The organism is Frankia sp. ACN1ag (genome assembly GCF_001414035.1).
Taxonomy (GTDB): domain Bacteria; phylum Actinomycetota; class Actinomycetes; order Frankiales; family Frankiaceae; genus Frankia; species Frankia torreyi.
On record NZ_LJPA01000008.1, the window covers coordinates 47,342 to 62,927 of the forward strand.

Below are 15,586 nucleotides of genomic sequence, written 5' to 3' on the forward strand. Positions count from 1 at the left end.
CCTAGGGGCCGGCGCCGCGGCACCCGCCGGTCAGGCAACGGCCGCCGGCCTCCTACCGAAGCGGCGACGCGTCCGGTGGCGGTCGATGGCCTTCTGGTAGACCGCGACGCGCAGGGCCGCGATCCGCTTCGGCTCCAGCTCCTCGGTGCCGACCCGGCCGCGGGCGCCCACGGCGGCGGCGAGTTCCGGGTCGGTGAGGAAGGGCTCCAGCGCGTCGGCGAGCGCGGGTGCGTCCTCCGGCGGGACGACCGTTCCGCCCTCCCACTTCGCCACCCAGGTCGCGACGCCCGTGGTCGCGGTCGCGACGACCGGCCGACCCGAGGCCATCCCCTCCAGGCCGGCGATGGAGAAGCTCTCGAACCGGCTCGGGACGACGACCGCCCGCGCCTCCTCGTAGGCCTTGACCAGCTCGGGCCGGGTGAGGTGGCCCGCGAAGCGGCAGGTGACGCCGAGCTCGGCGGCGCGGCGCGCCAGCCAGGTGCCGGTCGGGACGTCGTCGATGAGGCCGGACGACTGGCCAGCGAAGACCACTGTCGGCTTGACGCCGCGATCCCCGAGCAGCGCGGCGGCTTCGATCAGCACGTCGAGGCCCTTGCGCCATTCGAGCCGGCCGACGACGAGCAGCGTGGGGTCGGTCTGCTGCGGCGACGGCACGGCGGTGTACGGGGAGCGGTCGAACGGGTAGGGGATGACGTCGGCGTCGGTGTTCTTCTTCAGCCAACCGAAGCCACGCAGAGTGGTGACGATCAGCTCGGACGGGGCCGTCCGCGCGTCGGCGCGCAGCGCGGAGAACCGGTCGATCCGGTCCGCCAGCGCGCCCCGGCCGTGCAGCTCACCCTCGCGCAGGCGGACGTCCATCATCGTCGGCGTGTGCAGGTGGATCACGAGGGGAACGTCGCGGCGCACCGCGGTACGCAAACCGCGGGTCTCGCCGTCCTGGGTCTCGATGACGTCGGGGTGCAGCCCGAGGCGGCGCAGCCAGAAAGCGTAGGAGACGGCGAGGACCACCCGCAGGGACAGGGAATCTCGTGGATAGTTCTTCCCCTGAAACGACCGCCCCAGCGGGCCCAGATATCTGCTGACCGGCAAACGGAGCAACGGGCGCCGGTACACCTTGACGCCGTCATGGTCCTCGTCGGTGCGGCGACGACCCTGCGCACAGAGGATATGGACCTGATGACCGAGCGCGGCCAACGCGTGAGCGATGTCGTGCGTGTAGACACCCGCCCCATCCCAAATGATCGGCGGATACTGCTCGCACAAGAAGACGATCTCCATACCCATCCCCCACGGCGGCGAACTCCGGACGGCTCACCATAGCGCCAGCTTATCGAGCGGCCACGAGGGGTTTCGGCCATCAGCAAACGCTGAGNATCTTAACCTTAACGTAAGAGAAGCGATGCCCGGACACGGTCTGACCTGCGCGTTGACACGCAGCCCAACAGAAAGCCACTAGGCCGGAACGCCTTCCCCTGCGGGCCGACCGGAGGCACACGGACACGCAGGCGGCACCACCCGGACAGCCACAGCACCACCTGGACAGCCACTACGCCACCCGGACAGCACAGCACCTACCGGACGGTGACGGGCACCCGCCGGACAGCGGCGGATCAGCGAGACGACACCAGCCGGAGGCCGGCTGCCCGGCGAGCAGAGCTCGGCCGCAACACCCGGCGGCGGGGACGCGGGGCGGGCAGGCCGTAGCCGCGGTCCCGGGTATCCGGCCCGAACACCGCGGCCAGTCCGATCAGCACCGCGAACAGTCCCAGCAGCAGGAGTTCAGGCATCGTGGACCCGCCCGAGAAGGTCGAGACGCGAAAGCACCGCGGACCGGCAAACGATAGCGCTATCGTCTAACGTCATGGTCAACGATAGCAGTATCGACCGGGTCGTGGGGGAGCTTCGCCGGCTCGCGGACAGCGGGGCCGTCGGGGAGAAGCTGCCCAGCACGCGGACGCTGCAGCAGCGGCTCGGCGTCGGCCCGGTGACCGTGCAGCGGGCGCTGGGCCGGCTGGTCGCCGAGGGCCGGCTGGTGACCCGGCCCGGCGCGGGCACGTTCGTCTCGGCGCGGCGCACCGTCCAGGCCAGCGACACCGACTGGCAGCAGGTCGCGCTCGGTCCGAGCCCCGTGCAGACCTCCGGCCTCGACGTGCTGTTCCAGCTCATGGGCAGCCCGGGTTTCCAGCTGGGGGCGGGCTACCTCGATCCCGGGCTGCGGGCGGACACCCGGCTGGCCGCCGCTGCCAGCCGGGCGGCACGGCGGCCGGACGCCTGGGCCAGCTCCCCCACGGCCGGCATCCCGGAGCTGCGGAGCTGGTTCGGCCGGCAGATCGGCGCCGAGCCGGAGAACGTGCTGATCACCCCGGGCAGCCAGGGCGCGCTGTCGGCGACGTTCCGCGCGATCCTGCCCGCCGGCCATCCCGTCCTGTTCGCCACCCCCACCTACCCCGGCGCGCTCGCCGTCGCCCGCAGCGCCGGGCACATCCCCATCCCGGTGCCCGGCGACCGGGACGGAATCCGGCCCGAGCTGCTGCGCGACGCGTTCGCGCGGACGTCGGCCCGGCTGCTGGTCATCCAGCCCACGTACGCCAACCCGGACGGCAGCGTGCTCGCGGCGCAGCGCCGCGGTGAAGTGCTCGACATCTGCCGGCGGGCCGGGGCGTTCATCGTCGAGGACGACTTCGCCCGCTGGCTCGGCTTCGCCGCCGTGACGCCGCCGCCCCCGCTGTGGCAGGACGACGACCACGGGCAGGTCATCACGATCCTCTCCCTGACCAAGGTGCTCGCCCCGAGCCTGCGGGTGGGCGCGGTCATCGCCCGCGGGCCGGTGATGAGCCGGATCGCGGCCATGCGGATCGTCGACGACTCCTTCGTCGCCCGCCCGGTCCAGCACACGGCGATCGAGCTGGTCAGCGGGCCGGCCTGGTCGGCGCAGGTCCGGGCGGTGGGCGGCGCCCTGCGGGAGCGGGCCGCGGCCCTGGGTGCGGCGCTCGCCCGTGAGCTGCCCGAATGCTCCTTCGCCCCGCCGCGCGGCGGGGTGAACCTCTTCCTGCGCCTGCCCCGTGGAATCGACGACCTCGCGGTGGCGACCAGCGCCGGGCGGCTCGGGGTGGCGGTGGCCCCGGGCCGGTTCTTCACCATCGGCGAACAGGAGGCGGGCCACCTTCGCCTGTCCTACGCGGGCATCCGCACCGAGGACATCCCGACCGCCGTCAGCCTGCTCGCGGAGGCCCTGCATGCGGTGGCCGAACGGGCGCCCGGGTTCGCGAACTGATCCGCCAGCGCCTCCCGCGGAACCGACCCGAGGCCTACGGCCGGCCGGGCGTCGCCGCAGCCTCCCGCCCCGCAGCCTCCCGCCCCGTGTCCGGCCCGCCCGCCGTGCCCGGCCCGACCCCCGCCCCCCCGGCAGCGGACCGCGCCTGGACCTGGGCCACGGTGCCGGCGACCTCCCGCCATAGCGGCGGCAGCAGGGCGGCGGTGACCAGCGCGGCGAGCGCGGCCAGCACGAACGGCAACCGCGGATCCGCCGCGAACAGCGCCCCGGAGGCCAGCGCGGCGAACACGGTCGTGGCGGTCTGTGTCGTCGCGAACAGGCCCTGACCGCGGCCGGTGCCGTCACCGGCGGCGCATTCCTGGGCGAGCAGGGACTGGGCCGCGGGGTAGGCGACGGCGAGGCCCGCCGCCTCCAGGCAGCTCAACAGGATGATGAGCGGGATCGAGTGCAGGAAAGGGTAGCTGGCGACCGTCACCGACAGGACGAGCGTGGTCGCCCCGATCAGTCGGCGCCGGTCACACCGGTCGGCGAGCCAGCCGGCGGGCCAGGCGAAGACGAGGTATGGCAACGCGAAGAGGGTGAAGGTGAGGCCGATCAGCGTGGTGGACGCGCCGTCGCGCTCCATCAGCAGGCTCCAGCATGTCTCGTAGACGCCAGCGATCAGCCCGTCGCAGCCGGCGACCAGCAACAGCCCGAGGACGCCGCGGCGCAGCAGCAGCCGGGCCGGCGGGGCACCACCGGCCGGACCCGTCGGGGCGCTGCTCCCCGCGGCATCGGTCGCAACTGGGGAAACGGTCGCAACCGTGGAAGCGGCCGCAACCGTGGAAGCGGCGGGAACCGATCCGGCGCGGACGGTAGCGGGCAGGAGCCACAGCACCGGCAACGACGCCAGCACCGCGGCCGCGCCGCTGCCCAGAAACACCAGATCCATCCGGTGCTCGCCCGCGAAGCCGCCGAGCAGCGGACCGAGCGCGACGCCAAGAAGCTGCCCGGTGTAGATGGCGCTGAACGCGCGCCCCTGCGTGCCCGGGGCGACCGTCGTGGCGACGGCGGTCAGCGCGGCGACCTCGAACGCGCCCGCGCCCGCGCCCTGCAGCACACGCATGACTGCGTCCATCCCGACCCCCGTCGAGGCGAACAGGCCGAGGCAGCCGGCAGCGTAGGCGGCGAGCCCGGAGAGCAGCACCCCGCGGTGACCGCGGGCCGCCGCCGCCCGCCCGGCGGCATACTGCGACAGCAGCGCCCCGAGGAAGAACGCGGCCATCACGACCCCGACGCCGGCGGCGGAGATGTGCCGGTCGGCCAGGTAGAGCGGCAGCAGCGGGGCGATGGCGAAGGAACCGAGCCACTGCAGCAGCGTCGCGGCCGTCAGGACGGCGAGCAGGCGACCCGGGCGGGACGTGCCCGCCTGCACCGATTCGCTCGTCTTGCCCATCCCTGGGTCCTACCCCGCGGGCGCGGCGCCTGGCAACGTGGATACGACCGAACGATCGAACGACCGACGGGCGAGCCGGCCCGGGCCCGGCGGGGACCTTGACCTCGGTGCCACGGCCGGCGGGAGGTGGGCGGCGATGAACATCCGACGCGGGGCGCGCGGATCCGGGACGGCCGGCGGGGCGGTGCCCGACCGTTCGGCCCCGTTCGCCGAGAAGATGGCGTACTACCGGTCCCAGCACACCGGCCGGGCCATCCGGCTGACCCATCTCGTCGGCATCCCGGGGGTGGCCTTCGCGCTGCCGGTGGTGCTCGTCCGACCCAGGATCGGTCTGCCGGTGTTCGCGGCGAGCTGGGCCGTGCAGATCGCCGGGCACGTGCTGTTCGAGCACAACCGCCCCGCGCTCGCCGAGGGCCCGCTGACCTACCAGCTCTGCGGTCTGGCCTTCTGGTGCGAGGAGGTCACCGACCTCCTCAGCCGCGCAGGGACATCCGGCCCTTGGGCGGCTGCGGCTGGCCGTGGACCCGGTCGGGCCTGAACCCGGGCAGCCCTGTGCCCTGCGCCGGCGCGGCATCCGCCGCTCGGGTGACCTTGGGTTCGATCCGGCGCAGCATGAGCGTGGTGAGTGCCAGCGCGATGACGCCGATGGCGATGCCGATCACGATGTCGAGCGCCCAGGTGCCCGCGCTGTGCTCCCAGAGCCGGTCGGGGGGGTCGGTGCGCAGGGTCGGGTTGCCGAGCTTGCTCACCACGTTGATGTCGTCGGTGGAGGCCAGCGCCGCGAACCCCCACCGGGCTGGGACGAGGTAGCTGACCTGCTCCAGCACGAGCCGCCCGGTCATGGAGGTCAGGCCGCCGGAGAACACGAGCTGACCCATGGTGACCAGGACGAGGATCGGCATCGCCTTGTCCGCGTTGTCGATCAGGGTGGAGACGAACAGGCCGATCATCATCGACGCCAGCGCCGCGACGATCACCGCCAGCAGGCACTCCAGCAGCGGCGAGCCGAGCGCGGCGGCCTGCGGCGGAGTGCGGCCCACCACCGCGATGAGCGTGAAGACCAGGCACTGCGCGGTCGTGATCGCGGTCAGCAGGATGATTTTGGAACCGAGGTAGGCGGTGCGGGACAGGCCGATCGTCCGCTCCCGCCGGTAGATCGCGCGTTCCTTGACGATCTCCCGGATCGAGTTGGCCATCCCCATGAAGCAGGCGCACAGCACCAGCACCACGAGCACCTTGGTGGCGTCGGCGTTCGGCGACTGCGGCAGCGGGCCCAGTCCGTCGGGAGCCTTGAGCACCCGCGGCACGATGCCGAGCAGGAACGGGTAGGCGATGATCAGTCGCAGGTAGGACCGGTCGGCGAGGACGACCCGCCAGTACCGGCGGGTCAGCGTCGACAGCTGCGCGGTCACCGGCTGCTGGCGGACGCTGGGTAGCTCTGGCGGCGCCTTGCGGACCGCCGGCGCCACGACCGCGGAGGGCACGAAGAACTCCGACGCCCGGAAGCGGGCGGCCATCTGCTCGCCCGGGGTGGCCTCCAGCTCCCGGAAGACCGCCGCGAACTCGCGGAAGTCCTGCTTGCCGAAGAAGCGCAATGCCCCGTCGGCCGGACCGAAGTAGGCGACGTGGCCGCCGGGGGCGAGCACCAGGATGAAGTCGCACAGATCCAGGAACAGCACGCTGTGGGTGACGACGATGACGGTCCGGCCGCTCTCGTCGGTGGACCCGGCGCCGCCGCCCTTCGCGAGGCCGCGCAGCGTCTCCATCACCGACTGGTCGTTGGCCGGGTCGAGGCCGGAGGTCGGCTCGTCGAGGAAGAGCAGCGACGGTCGGGTGAGCAGTTCGAGCGCGACGCTGGTGCGCTTCTTCTGGCCGCCGGAGAGCTGGGAGACCCGGGTGTCGGCGTGCGCGGACAGCCCGAGCTGGCCGATGACCTCTTCGACCCGAGCGCGGCGCTCGGCCGCGGTGGTGTCGGCCGGGAAGCGCAGCTCCGAGCCGTAGAGCAGGGCCTCGCGCACGGTGAGCTGGTCGTGCAGCGGGTCGGCCTGGGGCACGTAGCCGATGCGGCGACGCAGCTCGTCGTACTCGGCGTAGAGGTCTCGGCCGGCGTAGCGCACCGAGCCGCGGTCGGCGGGCCGGAAGCCGGTGAGCGCGTTGAGCAGGGTGGACTTGCCGGCGCCGCTGGGGCCGACCACGCCGAGCAGGGACCGGCCGGGCAGCCGGAAGGTCATGTCGTGCATGAGCTGCTTGGTGCCGGCCCAGACGGAGACGTCCTGGACCTCGAAGGCGACGTCCCCGGAGTCGACGTACTCGACGAGCGAGCTGCCCTCGAGCTGGAACAGATGGTGGCCGATGGCGATGACGTCGCGCTGCATCACCGGGGCCCGGCTGATCCGGTGGCCGTTGACGAAGGTGCCGTTCGCCGACGCGAGGTCGACCAGCTCCACCCCGCCGAGCGAGATGTGCAGCTCGGCGTGGTGACGGGAGGCGAGCAGATCCCCGACGTTGATCTCGTTGTCGCGGGAGCGCCCCATCCGCATCCGGCCGGGCCTGAGGGGATGCACGCGGCGCCGGTCGTGCACGACCGCACTCTGCGCGGTCGCCGGATCGATCGACAGGCCCCCCGAAACCCCCGGCGCGATGCCGGCCGCCCCCGACGGCTGCCCCGGCACCCCGGCCCCGACCGGCACCGGCGGCTCCGTGCTCCCGGGCCCACCGCCGTTTCCGGGCCCACCGCCGTTCCCAGGCACACCGCCGTTCCCGCCAGGACCCACCGGCGCAGACGTCACTGGGGTGGGCGCGAAGGCCGCAAGGTCCTCGATGGAGACGGGCGCCGCGTCCGGCCCGCGGGTCGGGGCCGTCGCTGGGATGACCGGCCGAGCAGGCCGGGGCAGGAGCACCACCTCCGGGCCGTCCGCGGCGCCGAGGCGTAGCCGCAGCTCACCGACGATGTCGACGTCGCCCAGCCGGCGACCGTCGCACCACAACCCGTTGGCGCTGATGTCCTCGACCCGCCAGCCGACCGCCGTGGGGTGCAGCACCAGATGCCGACGGGACACCCGTCCGTCGTTGATGACAATGTCCGCGGACCGGGCCCGCCCCACCACGGCGGGCTCGTCGCCGGTGAGCGTCACCTCCCCGGCCGGGGTGTGGACGCGCAGCGGGGTCCCAGACACCAGCACTCTCCCTCGATCGCCAGACGCACCATAGTGTGCCTGCGCGAGGGTCGTTTTCCCGCCTCCTTCCGCGACATGTCCGAAAGCCGACCGTCATCCGCCCGTCAGAGCCGTCGGGCGACGGATCAGCGGAACTCCCTCGCCTCGGAACCGGCCTCCCGGCCAGGTGACCCAGCCTCTCGACCAGCCGAGCCCGTCTCCCGCGTCTCCGAACCAGCCGAACCCGTCCCCAAACCAGCCGAGCCCGCCTCCAGACCAGCCGGAGCGGCCTCGCGACCAGCCCCGACCTCACCCCGGTCACCCACGGTGATCTCGATGTGCCGTGGCCGGCTGCGACGCGCCTTGGGCAGGGTCACCGTGAGGACCCCGTCGGCCAGGTTCGCCGAGACACCCTCGATGTCGACCTCGCCGGGCAGGGCGATCCGATGTTCGAACCGGCCGATCCGTCGGGACCGGCGGCGCACGACACCGGTCCGCTCACGCTCGCTGATCTCCCCGGTGACGTGGAGCTCGTCGTCCCGCAGATCGATCGAGACGTCCCCGCGGCGGACGCCGGGCAGCTCCAGCTCGACGACGTAGGCGTCGTCGGTCTCCTCGATGTCGACCGGCAGCACCGCCCCGGCCAGCACGCCGAGCGGCCGGCCGGAGCCGCCCGCGACGTCGCCGAGCAGGCTGCCCATCCGGCTCCAGGCCTCCTCGATCTCGCGGAAGGGGTCCCAGCGGCCCAGGGTGACCCCGCTGTCGGGCGTGCCTCGGGTGGAGAGCGCCATCACTCCCACCTCCATCATCATCGCAGAATGATTATGACTAACTACCCTTTGGTTGCTACCCGGCGACTCCAGGCCGGCAAACCGGTGGTATCAGTCACGATGGTGGCGTGGCCGGGAAGGGAGGAGTGGCCGGGAATGGTGGGGTGGCCGGGAGCGGTGGGGCGGGGTCGGTGAGCGGCAGAGGCGCGCCGCAGCGCGGCTCCGCCCGGCAGGCGCGCCGGTTCCAGCCGCACAGTCTGCCGACGCGGATCGGCGACGATCCGCGCCAGGCCCGCTGGGCGGACGCGATGAAGACGGTGCTCAACCGCGAGCAGATCAGCCTGCCCGCGCTCGCCGAACGGGTGGCCGGACCGCTCGATCTGCAGGGCACCCACAAGCTGCGCCGCTGGCTGAGCAACGAGACGACCATCCCGGCACACGCGATCATCGAGCTGGCCCGGGCGGTCGGTGGCCATGAGAGCGACATGCTCGCCGCCTACGGCCTGCGCAGTCCCTCCATCAGCAAACTCGTCCGCCGGGCCGAGGAGGCCGAGGAGCGGGAGCGGCAGCTTCGCGCCCGCTCCGCGCAGGAGGGCCGGACCACCGGCGGCGCCCTGTTCGCGGCGGCGGCAGCCCGCGACGGACGGTGGTCGGTGACCGTGCGGCCGCACTGGCGAGGCCGGCGCCACCGCTGCCACTTCGCCGACCATGTGCTGCTCGAACGCGTCGACGCGATCAGCGAGCGGGCCGACGCCGAACGAGACTTCGCCGAGGTCTTCGAGCGGACCGCGGCGAGCTGGGACGCCACGCCGCTGCTGGTCGAGGGATTGCCCGCGGGCCCGCTGCCGCCGCTGATCGTCCACCGCTTCACGGCTCCGCACGAGCCCACGGCCCACCATGCCCCCACCGACGCGTCCGGGGTCGGCGCGCAGGGCATCGTCGTCACCGGCCTGCAGTGGACCGGCTCCTACACGGTCGCGGCACTGCTGGCCAAGGCGCTCGGCTGGGGCCTGGGCAGCTTCGCCCGCGCGGCCCGGTCGGTGCACGGCGGGGCGCAGCTCGACTTCGCCCTCGCCGACGAGATCATGCAGGACTGGCTGCGCCGCCCGGACAACTCCCCGCGCCGGGTCTGGGCACACGTGCTCACCGAGCCACCGGAGCCGAGCGCGCCCAGCGCGCGGCTGCTCGGGGACGCGGGGCCCGACGTGCGGGTGGTCATGGTGGTGCCGGAGCCGGAGCTCATCGAGATCATCGCGGCGTTGTCGGGGACGGCGCCGATGGAGCTGGCCGCGCAGTGCCGGGCCTGGGGTGAACTGCTCGCGCCGCATTCCCGGCTGCTGCACGTGCCCGCGTCCGCCCCGCGCGCGGCGGACGGCTCGGTGCTACGGGCCGGTGATCCCCGCTTCCTCGACGCCTACTTCGACGCCTCCGTCGACGCGGCGTTCGACGCCCTGCGCCGGCTCGCGGGCGACCGGCCGGTCAGCACGCTCGTCCCGGCGCAGGCCCGGCTGAGCGACCCGTTCGCGGCCCTGGTCGCGGGCGGCGCTCAGGCCGCGAGCAGCAGCGATCCCGCGGCGCGGGCACCGGTGGCACTGACGACCCCGCCCCCAGCACCAGCACCAGCACCGCTATCGGCACCCGCACCGCAGTCGGCGGGTCCGGTCCCGCCGGCGGGCCCGGTCCCGTCGGCGATCGGCGCCGCGGGCTGAGCGGCGCGCCGCAGCGCGTCGGCGAGGTCGTCGTCGGCGGCCCGCGCGGCTGTCGGTCCGAAGGCCTCGACCAGCGCCGCGCGCAGCGCGCGCACCGCGACGGCGCCCGTGCCGTGCAGGCCGGCGACGGTCGCCGTGAGCCCGACGATCCGATAGCCGGCGACCTCCCGCCGCACCGTCTCGGCGGCCGGCATCGCACCCCCGGCCGTCGGCCACAGCGGCCGGGCCGACGCCAGCCCGGCACGCCCGTCACCACGACCCTCACCCCTGCCGTCCCACCGGCCGGATTCCCGGGCGAGCCCGTCGAGCCGCGCGTCGCGGCCGGTGAAGGCGCTCACCGGCGGCACGACGGGCGCCTTGTCGGCCAGCGGCCCCGCGAGGTAGCGCCGGTGACGCCGCGGCGAGGTCGCCTCGACGGCGGCCATCACGCGACGGATCCAGGCCGCCATCTCGGCCGGGGTGGTGCCGTAGCGGTCGGCCCAGGCCGACAGGGGCCAGCCGGTGCCCGCGACGGCGGGCACATCGCTGCCCAGCCATGTCATCAGGTGCGCCAGCAGGGCCCGGTCGGCGGGGTCGGGCAGCGCCTCATGCGCCCAGGCCGCGTCGGGCACGCGTTCGGGCCGCTGCTGCAGGCCGTGGGCGCGCCGCCGGTCGCGGTGCAGCTCACCCAGGGCCGAGCGCACCACCCGGACGAGGTAGCCGTGCGGGGCGGCGGGACCCCGCCGGCCCAGGCGGTCGACAATCCTTTCCAGCAGGGGCACGGCGTCGTCGAAGCACCCGAGGTCGCAGGCGGCGAGGACGTCGTCCTGGATCGCTCGCGGCCCGNCGGGGCAGGGCATCCCGCCATGGCGGGCCGACCGGCGGGACAGGGTGTCGTTGACCGCGCGGACGGCGGCCGCGAACGTCATTTGTTCCATATGTCCCGAGCGTGCCGGCCGAGCCACGCTTACGGACTCCCGTGGACTGCCGAGTTGACCGGTGCGGCCGGCAGAATCTGCCAGTCCGAGCGTCGGCCGCGGGACGGCTGCCCGCCGCGCGCTGCCCGGCCGAGCCGTCCCCGCGGGGCCTGACGTCGATGCCGGGCCGACCGTGCCCCGGTCTCGACGCCCTACGCTGCATGCTGTGTCCACCGAGCCGGGCGAGCAGGCCCTCGAACGGGTCATCGCCGCCCGGGTCCGCGAGTACCGCCTCGCCGCCGCGCTGTCGGTCGCGGAGCTCGCGCGGCGCACCGAGATGTCCAAGGCGATGCTCTCGAAGATCGAGAATGCCCAGACCTCCTGCAGCCTGTCCACCCTCGGCCGGCTCGCCGCCGGGCTCGGCGTCCCCGTGACGGCGCTGTTCCGCGGCGTCGACGACGAGCGGGAGGCGGTGTTCGTGCCCGCCGGGCACGGCGCCCGGATCGTGCGCCGCGGCAGCCGGGTCGGCCACCTCTACGAGCTGCTGGGCACCCTGCGCGGGGGAGCCAAGCGGATGGAGCCGCTGCTGGTCACCCTGACGGAGGCCAGCGAGGTCTTCCCGTTGTTCCAGCACGAGGGCACCGAGTTCCTCTACGTCCTCGACGGCGTGCTGGAGTACGGGCACGGCNAGGCCCGCTACGTGCTGCACCCCGGCGACGCGCTGATGTTCGACGGCCAGGGGCCGCACGGCCCGGTCCGCCTGCTGGAGCTGCCGATCCGCTTCCTGTCCGTCACCGCCCACGGCTCCCACAACGGCCCCTGACGCCCGGCCACGCATCACGGGGCGCCGAGGTCCTCGCGGGACGTGGCGTGGCAGCGGACGGGCCTGGACAGCGGCGGATGCGCGGGAGCGAGCCGCCATGGTCCTTCCACAGGATTCGATGTCCGATTTATCCCTGCGGAAGAGACAGGCGGCGCCGCTCTCAGGCAGCCGGCCTGGCTCAGCGCATCTGGCCGGCGGCGGCGTAGGGGTGCGGGCTGACCAGGGGGGCGTTCTCGGCGAAGCGGGAGAGGCGGAAGTCGGCGGCGGGGATGAGCGGATGGCTGGAATCCCCGTCGACGACGAGGTCCGCGACGAGCTCACCGACCGCGACCGAGATCGTGAACCCGTGGCCGCTGAACCCCGCCGCGACGAACAACCGGTCGACCGGCGTTGCCGAGATGATCGGGTTGTAGTCGGGGGTGACGTCATAGCAGCCGGCGTAGGACGACGACAGCGCCACCTCGGGCAGACCCGGGAAGCGATGGGCGAACCGGCCGACGGCGCGCTCCACGTACTGCGGGTCCGCGGCGCCCGGGTAGGCGTCGGGGTCGACCCACTGCGGGCGGCTGTGGTCGCTGTTGCCGACCAGCAGGTCGCCGGAGCGCTCCGGGCGCACGTACTGCAGGCCGACCAGGTCGGACAGCACCGGTACGTTCCCGACCGGCGCGCCTGGCGCCACCAGCAGGATCTGCTCCCGTTGGGCCCGCAGCGGCAGGTCGACGCCGACCCCGGCGGCCAGCGCCGCCGACCACACGCCCGCCGCGAGCACCACCGTGCCGGCGGCGATCCGGCTGCCGTCGGCGAGCTCCACCCCGATCGCCCGCCCGCCGGGCCCCGCGCCCCGATCGAAGCGCTCGCCCCCATCGGCACGCTCGCCCCCACCTGATCGTTCGCCCCCACCTGCTCGTTCGCCCCCACCTGCTCGTTCGCCCGAGGTCAGGATGCGCGCCACCGGGGCACCCTGGCGCACCCGGACCCCGCCCTGGCGGGCCGCAGCCAGGTACGCGTGGCAGGTCCGGTAGGCGTCGCCGTAGCCGCCGCGCGGCTCGTAGGCGAACGCGGCGAAGTCGGCGAGGTCGGCCGCCGGCCACAGCTCGGCGACCTCCGCGGGATCGGCGAGGCGGGTGTCGATGCCGACCGCCGCCGCCGCCTCGACGTTGGCCGCCAGCGCCGCGGCATCACCCGGCCCGACGCCGACGATGTAGCCGACCTGCTCGAAGCCGACCCCGTCGGCCACCCCGAGGATCTCGGCGGCGTGGGTGAACAACTGCACGCCGTGCCAGGCCATCACGGCCAGCGAGGGCACTCCGTAGTGGCAGCGGATGATGCCGCTGGACCGACCCGTCCCGCCCGAGCCGATGGTGGCCCGTTCGAGGACCAGCACGTTGCACACGCCCTTGCGGGTCAGCGCCCAGGCGATCGCAGCCCCCTCGATGCCGCCGCCGACGATGACGACGTCAGCGCTCGCCTGCACGGTCATCATCCGGGGACCCAGTCGGTCCCCGCCAGCGGCACCTCGGCCAGCGGCACCTCGGCCAGCGGCACCTCGGCCAGCGGCACCTCGGCCAGCGCCGCCGCCTCGACGGTGAGCGCGACGAGGTCCTCGGGTTCGAGGCGGCGCACGTCGCTCTTGCCGCAGGCGCGGGCGAGCATCGTCGTCTCCATCGCCAGCGCTCGCAGGTAGGTGGCCACAGGCGACGTGCCTGACGTGCCCGACGTGCCCGACGTGCCGGTCACGGTCGACCACCCCCGATGTGTCTCACCACATGAACCATCGTCAACTGACATTCGACGAGAGAACGATGTCGGAGGAACGGCGCCGCAGTAACGATCCCGTAACGTTCCGCTCCGGGGAACACTGCGGGACGGACGACGGCGAGACGCGCAGGCCCCCTGCGCCCCTTGACCGGTCTGGGCGCGGTCTAGGCGCTCGGATCGAGGGTGTCCCGCGAGGTGCCACCGGAGGGACGGGGTACCACCGGCGCCTCGGTCCGGTCATGCGGAGCGGACGGAGCGGACGCAGCTGCGGCGGACGCAGGCGGCTGCGAGGATCGTTCCCGGGCCTGCGCAAGGGCGGCCTTCGCGTCGTAGCGGATCAGCGCGGGTACCGCAGCCGTCACCAGCAGCAGGCAGCCGATGCCGGCCAGCCCCCCGCTGATCACGGAGAACGCCGGCGAGGTGACCGCCGCGACGCTGCCGGCCTCCAGATCCCCGAGCCGTGGCCCGCCGGTGACGACGACGAGGAACACGCCCTGCAGCCGCCCGCGCATCTCGTCGGGGGTGGCGACGTTGAGGATCGCGTTGCGCAGGATGGCGCTGACCATGTCGGCGGCGCCCGCGAGCGCCAGCAGCGCCAGGCCGAGCGCGATGTCATGGGCCAGGCCGAAGCCGGCGATCGCCCCGCCCCACAGGACGATCGAGACCACCACCGCGAGCCCCTGGCGGCGGACCCCGCCGAGCGGGCCGGACAGCCCGGCGGCGAGCAGGGAGCCGACCGCGACCGCCGAGTACATCGCGCCCGCCGTCGCGCTCCCCCCACCGAAGCGGCCCTCGGCGAGCGCCGGGAACAACGCCCGCGGCATCCCGAACACCATCGCGATGAGATCGACCACGAAGGTCATCAACAGCACCGGCTGCCCGCGCAGGAATCGCAGCCCCTCGGCGACGCTGGCCACCCCCGCGCCGCGCCCGCCGCCGCGCGGTGNCATCGCCGCTAGCCGGGCCAGCCCGTACAAGGGGGCGGCGAAGGTGACCAGATCGACCGCATAGGCAACCGAGAAGCCGCCGGCGGCCACCGTCACGCCGGCGATGAGCGGGCCGAACACCCCGGCAGCGGTGCCGCCGATCTGGGCCAGGGCGCTGGCGGCCGGCAGGTGCTCGAGCGGGATCAGGTTGGGCGTCATCGCCCGGCGTGCCGGCTGATCGGCGGCCAGCAGCGCGGACTGCACGGCGACCAGGCACATCAGCGGCCAGGCGGCGTCGTCGACGGCGCCGACGAGAGTCAGCAGCAGGAACGCCGCCGAGACCACCGCCAGCCCACCAGAGGTGATCATCGCGAGGCGGCGGCGGTCGACCGCGTCCACGATGGCGCCGCCGAACAGCCCGCCGGCGACGAGCGGCACCAGCGCCACCAGGCTGACCAGGCCGACCTGGAACGACGAGCGGGTGACGGCGAAGACCTGCAGCAGCACCGCGGTGGCCGTGATCTGGGAACCGAGGGCGGAGATCGTCTCCCCCACCCACAACCGGCGGTAGGCCGGGTACTCACGCAGGGGGGAGATGTCGGCGAGCAGCGTGGCCGGGCGCGGGGGCCGTCGGGGGGACGCCCCGTCCGACGACCGGCCAGCGCGCACCCGCGTCCCCTCCGCTCAGCCGATCCGCCGCTCAGCCGATCCGCCGATCCGCAGCTCGGCGGCCGCCGGTCCGGGCAGCACGCACGCTACCGTGCCCGGTTGGTCAGCCGCCCATGGTTCCGGGCGTGCGAGGACGGCCCCGGCCGGCCGCCCGTGGGCACCGACCGGGGC

General features: G+C 74.0%; 11 protein-coding genes and 3 pseudogenes. 5 read left to right on the forward strand and 9 right to left on the reverse strand.

Annotation, left to right across the window (positions count from 1 at the left end):
• Positions 1-30: 30 nt before the first annotated feature.
• Together UK82_RS08940 and UK82_RS33595 are read right to left on the reverse strand one after the other, a co-directional pair.
• Positions 31-1,278: a glycosyltransferase family 4 protein gene (locus UK82_RS08940; RefSeq protein WP_044882915.1), complete on the reverse strand. Its 1,248-nt coding sequence runs from the start codon at positions 1,276-1,278 to the stop codon at positions 31-33.
• Between the two features lie 332 nt (positions 1,279-1,610).
• Entirely contained in the window at positions 1,611-1,787 is a 177-nt protein-coding gene (locus tag UK82_RS33595) for a hypothetical protein (protein ID WP_157866954.1), read from the reverse strand.
• Between the two features lie 74 nt (positions 1,788-1,861).
• On the opposite strand from UK82_RS33595, the gene UK82_RS08945 reads away from it, so the two are divergent.
• Positions 1,862-3,274 (forward strand): PLP-dependent aminotransferase family protein, encoded by a 1,413-nt coding sequence (locus tag UK82_RS08945; RefSeq protein ID WP_044882914.1) that lies wholly within the window; start codon positions 1,862-1,864, stop codon positions 3,272-3,274.
• Between the two features lie 34 nt (positions 3,275-3,308).
• Here UK82_RS08945 and UK82_RS08950 read toward each other — a convergent pair whose 3' ends face one another.
• Positions 3,309-4,709, reverse strand: a complete 1,401-nt coding sequence (locus tag UK82_RS08950; protein WP_055406870.1) for an MFS transporter — start codon at positions 4,707-4,709, stop codon at positions 3,309-3,311.
• A 136-nt stretch (positions 4,710-4,845) separates the two neighbouring features.
• Between UK82_RS08950 and UK82_RS08955 the strand changes: the two genes are divergently transcribed.
• On the forward strand, positions 4,846-5,247 hold the full coding sequence (locus tag UK82_RS08955) for a DUF962 domain-containing protein (protein ID WP_044882912.1): 402 nt from the start codon (positions 4,846-4,848) through the stop codon (positions 5,245-5,247).
• On the opposite strand, the gene UK82_RS08960 is transcribed toward UK82_RS08955, so the two are convergent.
• Positions 5,183-7,885 carry an ATP-binding cassette domain-containing protein gene (locus UK82_RS08960; RefSeq protein ID WP_152989840.1) on the reverse strand — a complete coding sequence of 901 codons (2,703 nt, stop codon included), beginning with the start codon at positions 7,883-7,885 and terminating at the stop codon, positions 5,183-5,185. The genes UK82_RS08955 and UK82_RS08960 overlap by 65 nt on opposite strands.
• Before the next feature lie 125 nt (positions 7,886-8,010).
• Positions 8,011-8,676, reverse strand: a complete 666-nt coding sequence (locus tag UK82_RS08965; protein WP_236705690.1) for an Hsp20/alpha crystallin family protein — start codon at positions 8,674-8,676, stop codon at positions 8,011-8,013.
• A gap of 149 nt (positions 8,677-8,825) precedes the next feature.
• Here UK82_RS08965 and UK82_RS36715 point away from each other — a divergent pair, with 149 nt between their 5' ends.
• The 3 genes and pseudogenes from UK82_RS36715 to UK82_RS36720 all read left to right on the forward strand — a co-directional run.
• A complete protein-coding gene (locus UK82_RS36715) occupies positions 8,826-10,343 on the forward strand; it encodes a hypothetical protein (RefSeq protein ID WP_236705691.1) in 1,518 nt (505 codons plus the stop codon).
• A gap of 1,122 nt (positions 10,344-11,465) precedes the next feature.
• Positions 11,466-11,927, forward strand: a 462-nt coding sequence (locus UK82_RS08975; RefSeq protein ID WP_236705692.1) for a helix-turn-helix domain-containing protein, incomplete at its 3' end; no start/stop codon positions are given.
• A 1-nt stretch (position 11,928) separates the two neighbouring features.
• Positions 11,929-12,062, forward strand: a pseudogene (locus tag UK82_RS36720) (DNA-binding protein); the annotation flags it as partial.
• 178 nt (positions 12,063-12,240) lie between these two features.
• Here the strand turns inward: UK82_RS36720 and UK82_RS08980 are convergent.
• From UK82_RS08980 to UK82_RS36730, 4 genes and pseudogenes are all read right to left on the reverse strand, one after another.
• A complete protein-coding gene (locus tag UK82_RS08980) occupies positions 12,241-13,536 on the reverse strand; it encodes an FAD-binding oxidoreductase (protein WP_152989842.1) in 1,296 nt (431 codons plus the stop codon).
• Between the two features lie 5 nt (positions 13,537-13,541).
• Positions 13,542-13,766 (reverse strand): annotated as a pseudogene (locus tag UK82_RS08985) (hypothetical protein); the annotation flags it as partial.
• Positions 13,767-13,984: 218 nt separating this feature from the next.
• Positions 13,985-14,766, reverse strand: a 782-nt coding sequence (locus UK82_RS36725; protein ID WP_236705693.1) for an MFS transporter, incomplete at its 5' end; no start/stop codon positions are given.
• 1 nt (position 14,767) lies between these two features.
• Positions 14,768-15,415 (reverse strand): annotated as a pseudogene (locus UK82_RS36730) (MFS transporter); the annotation flags it as partial.
• Positions 15,416-15,586 lie beyond the last annotated feature (171 nt).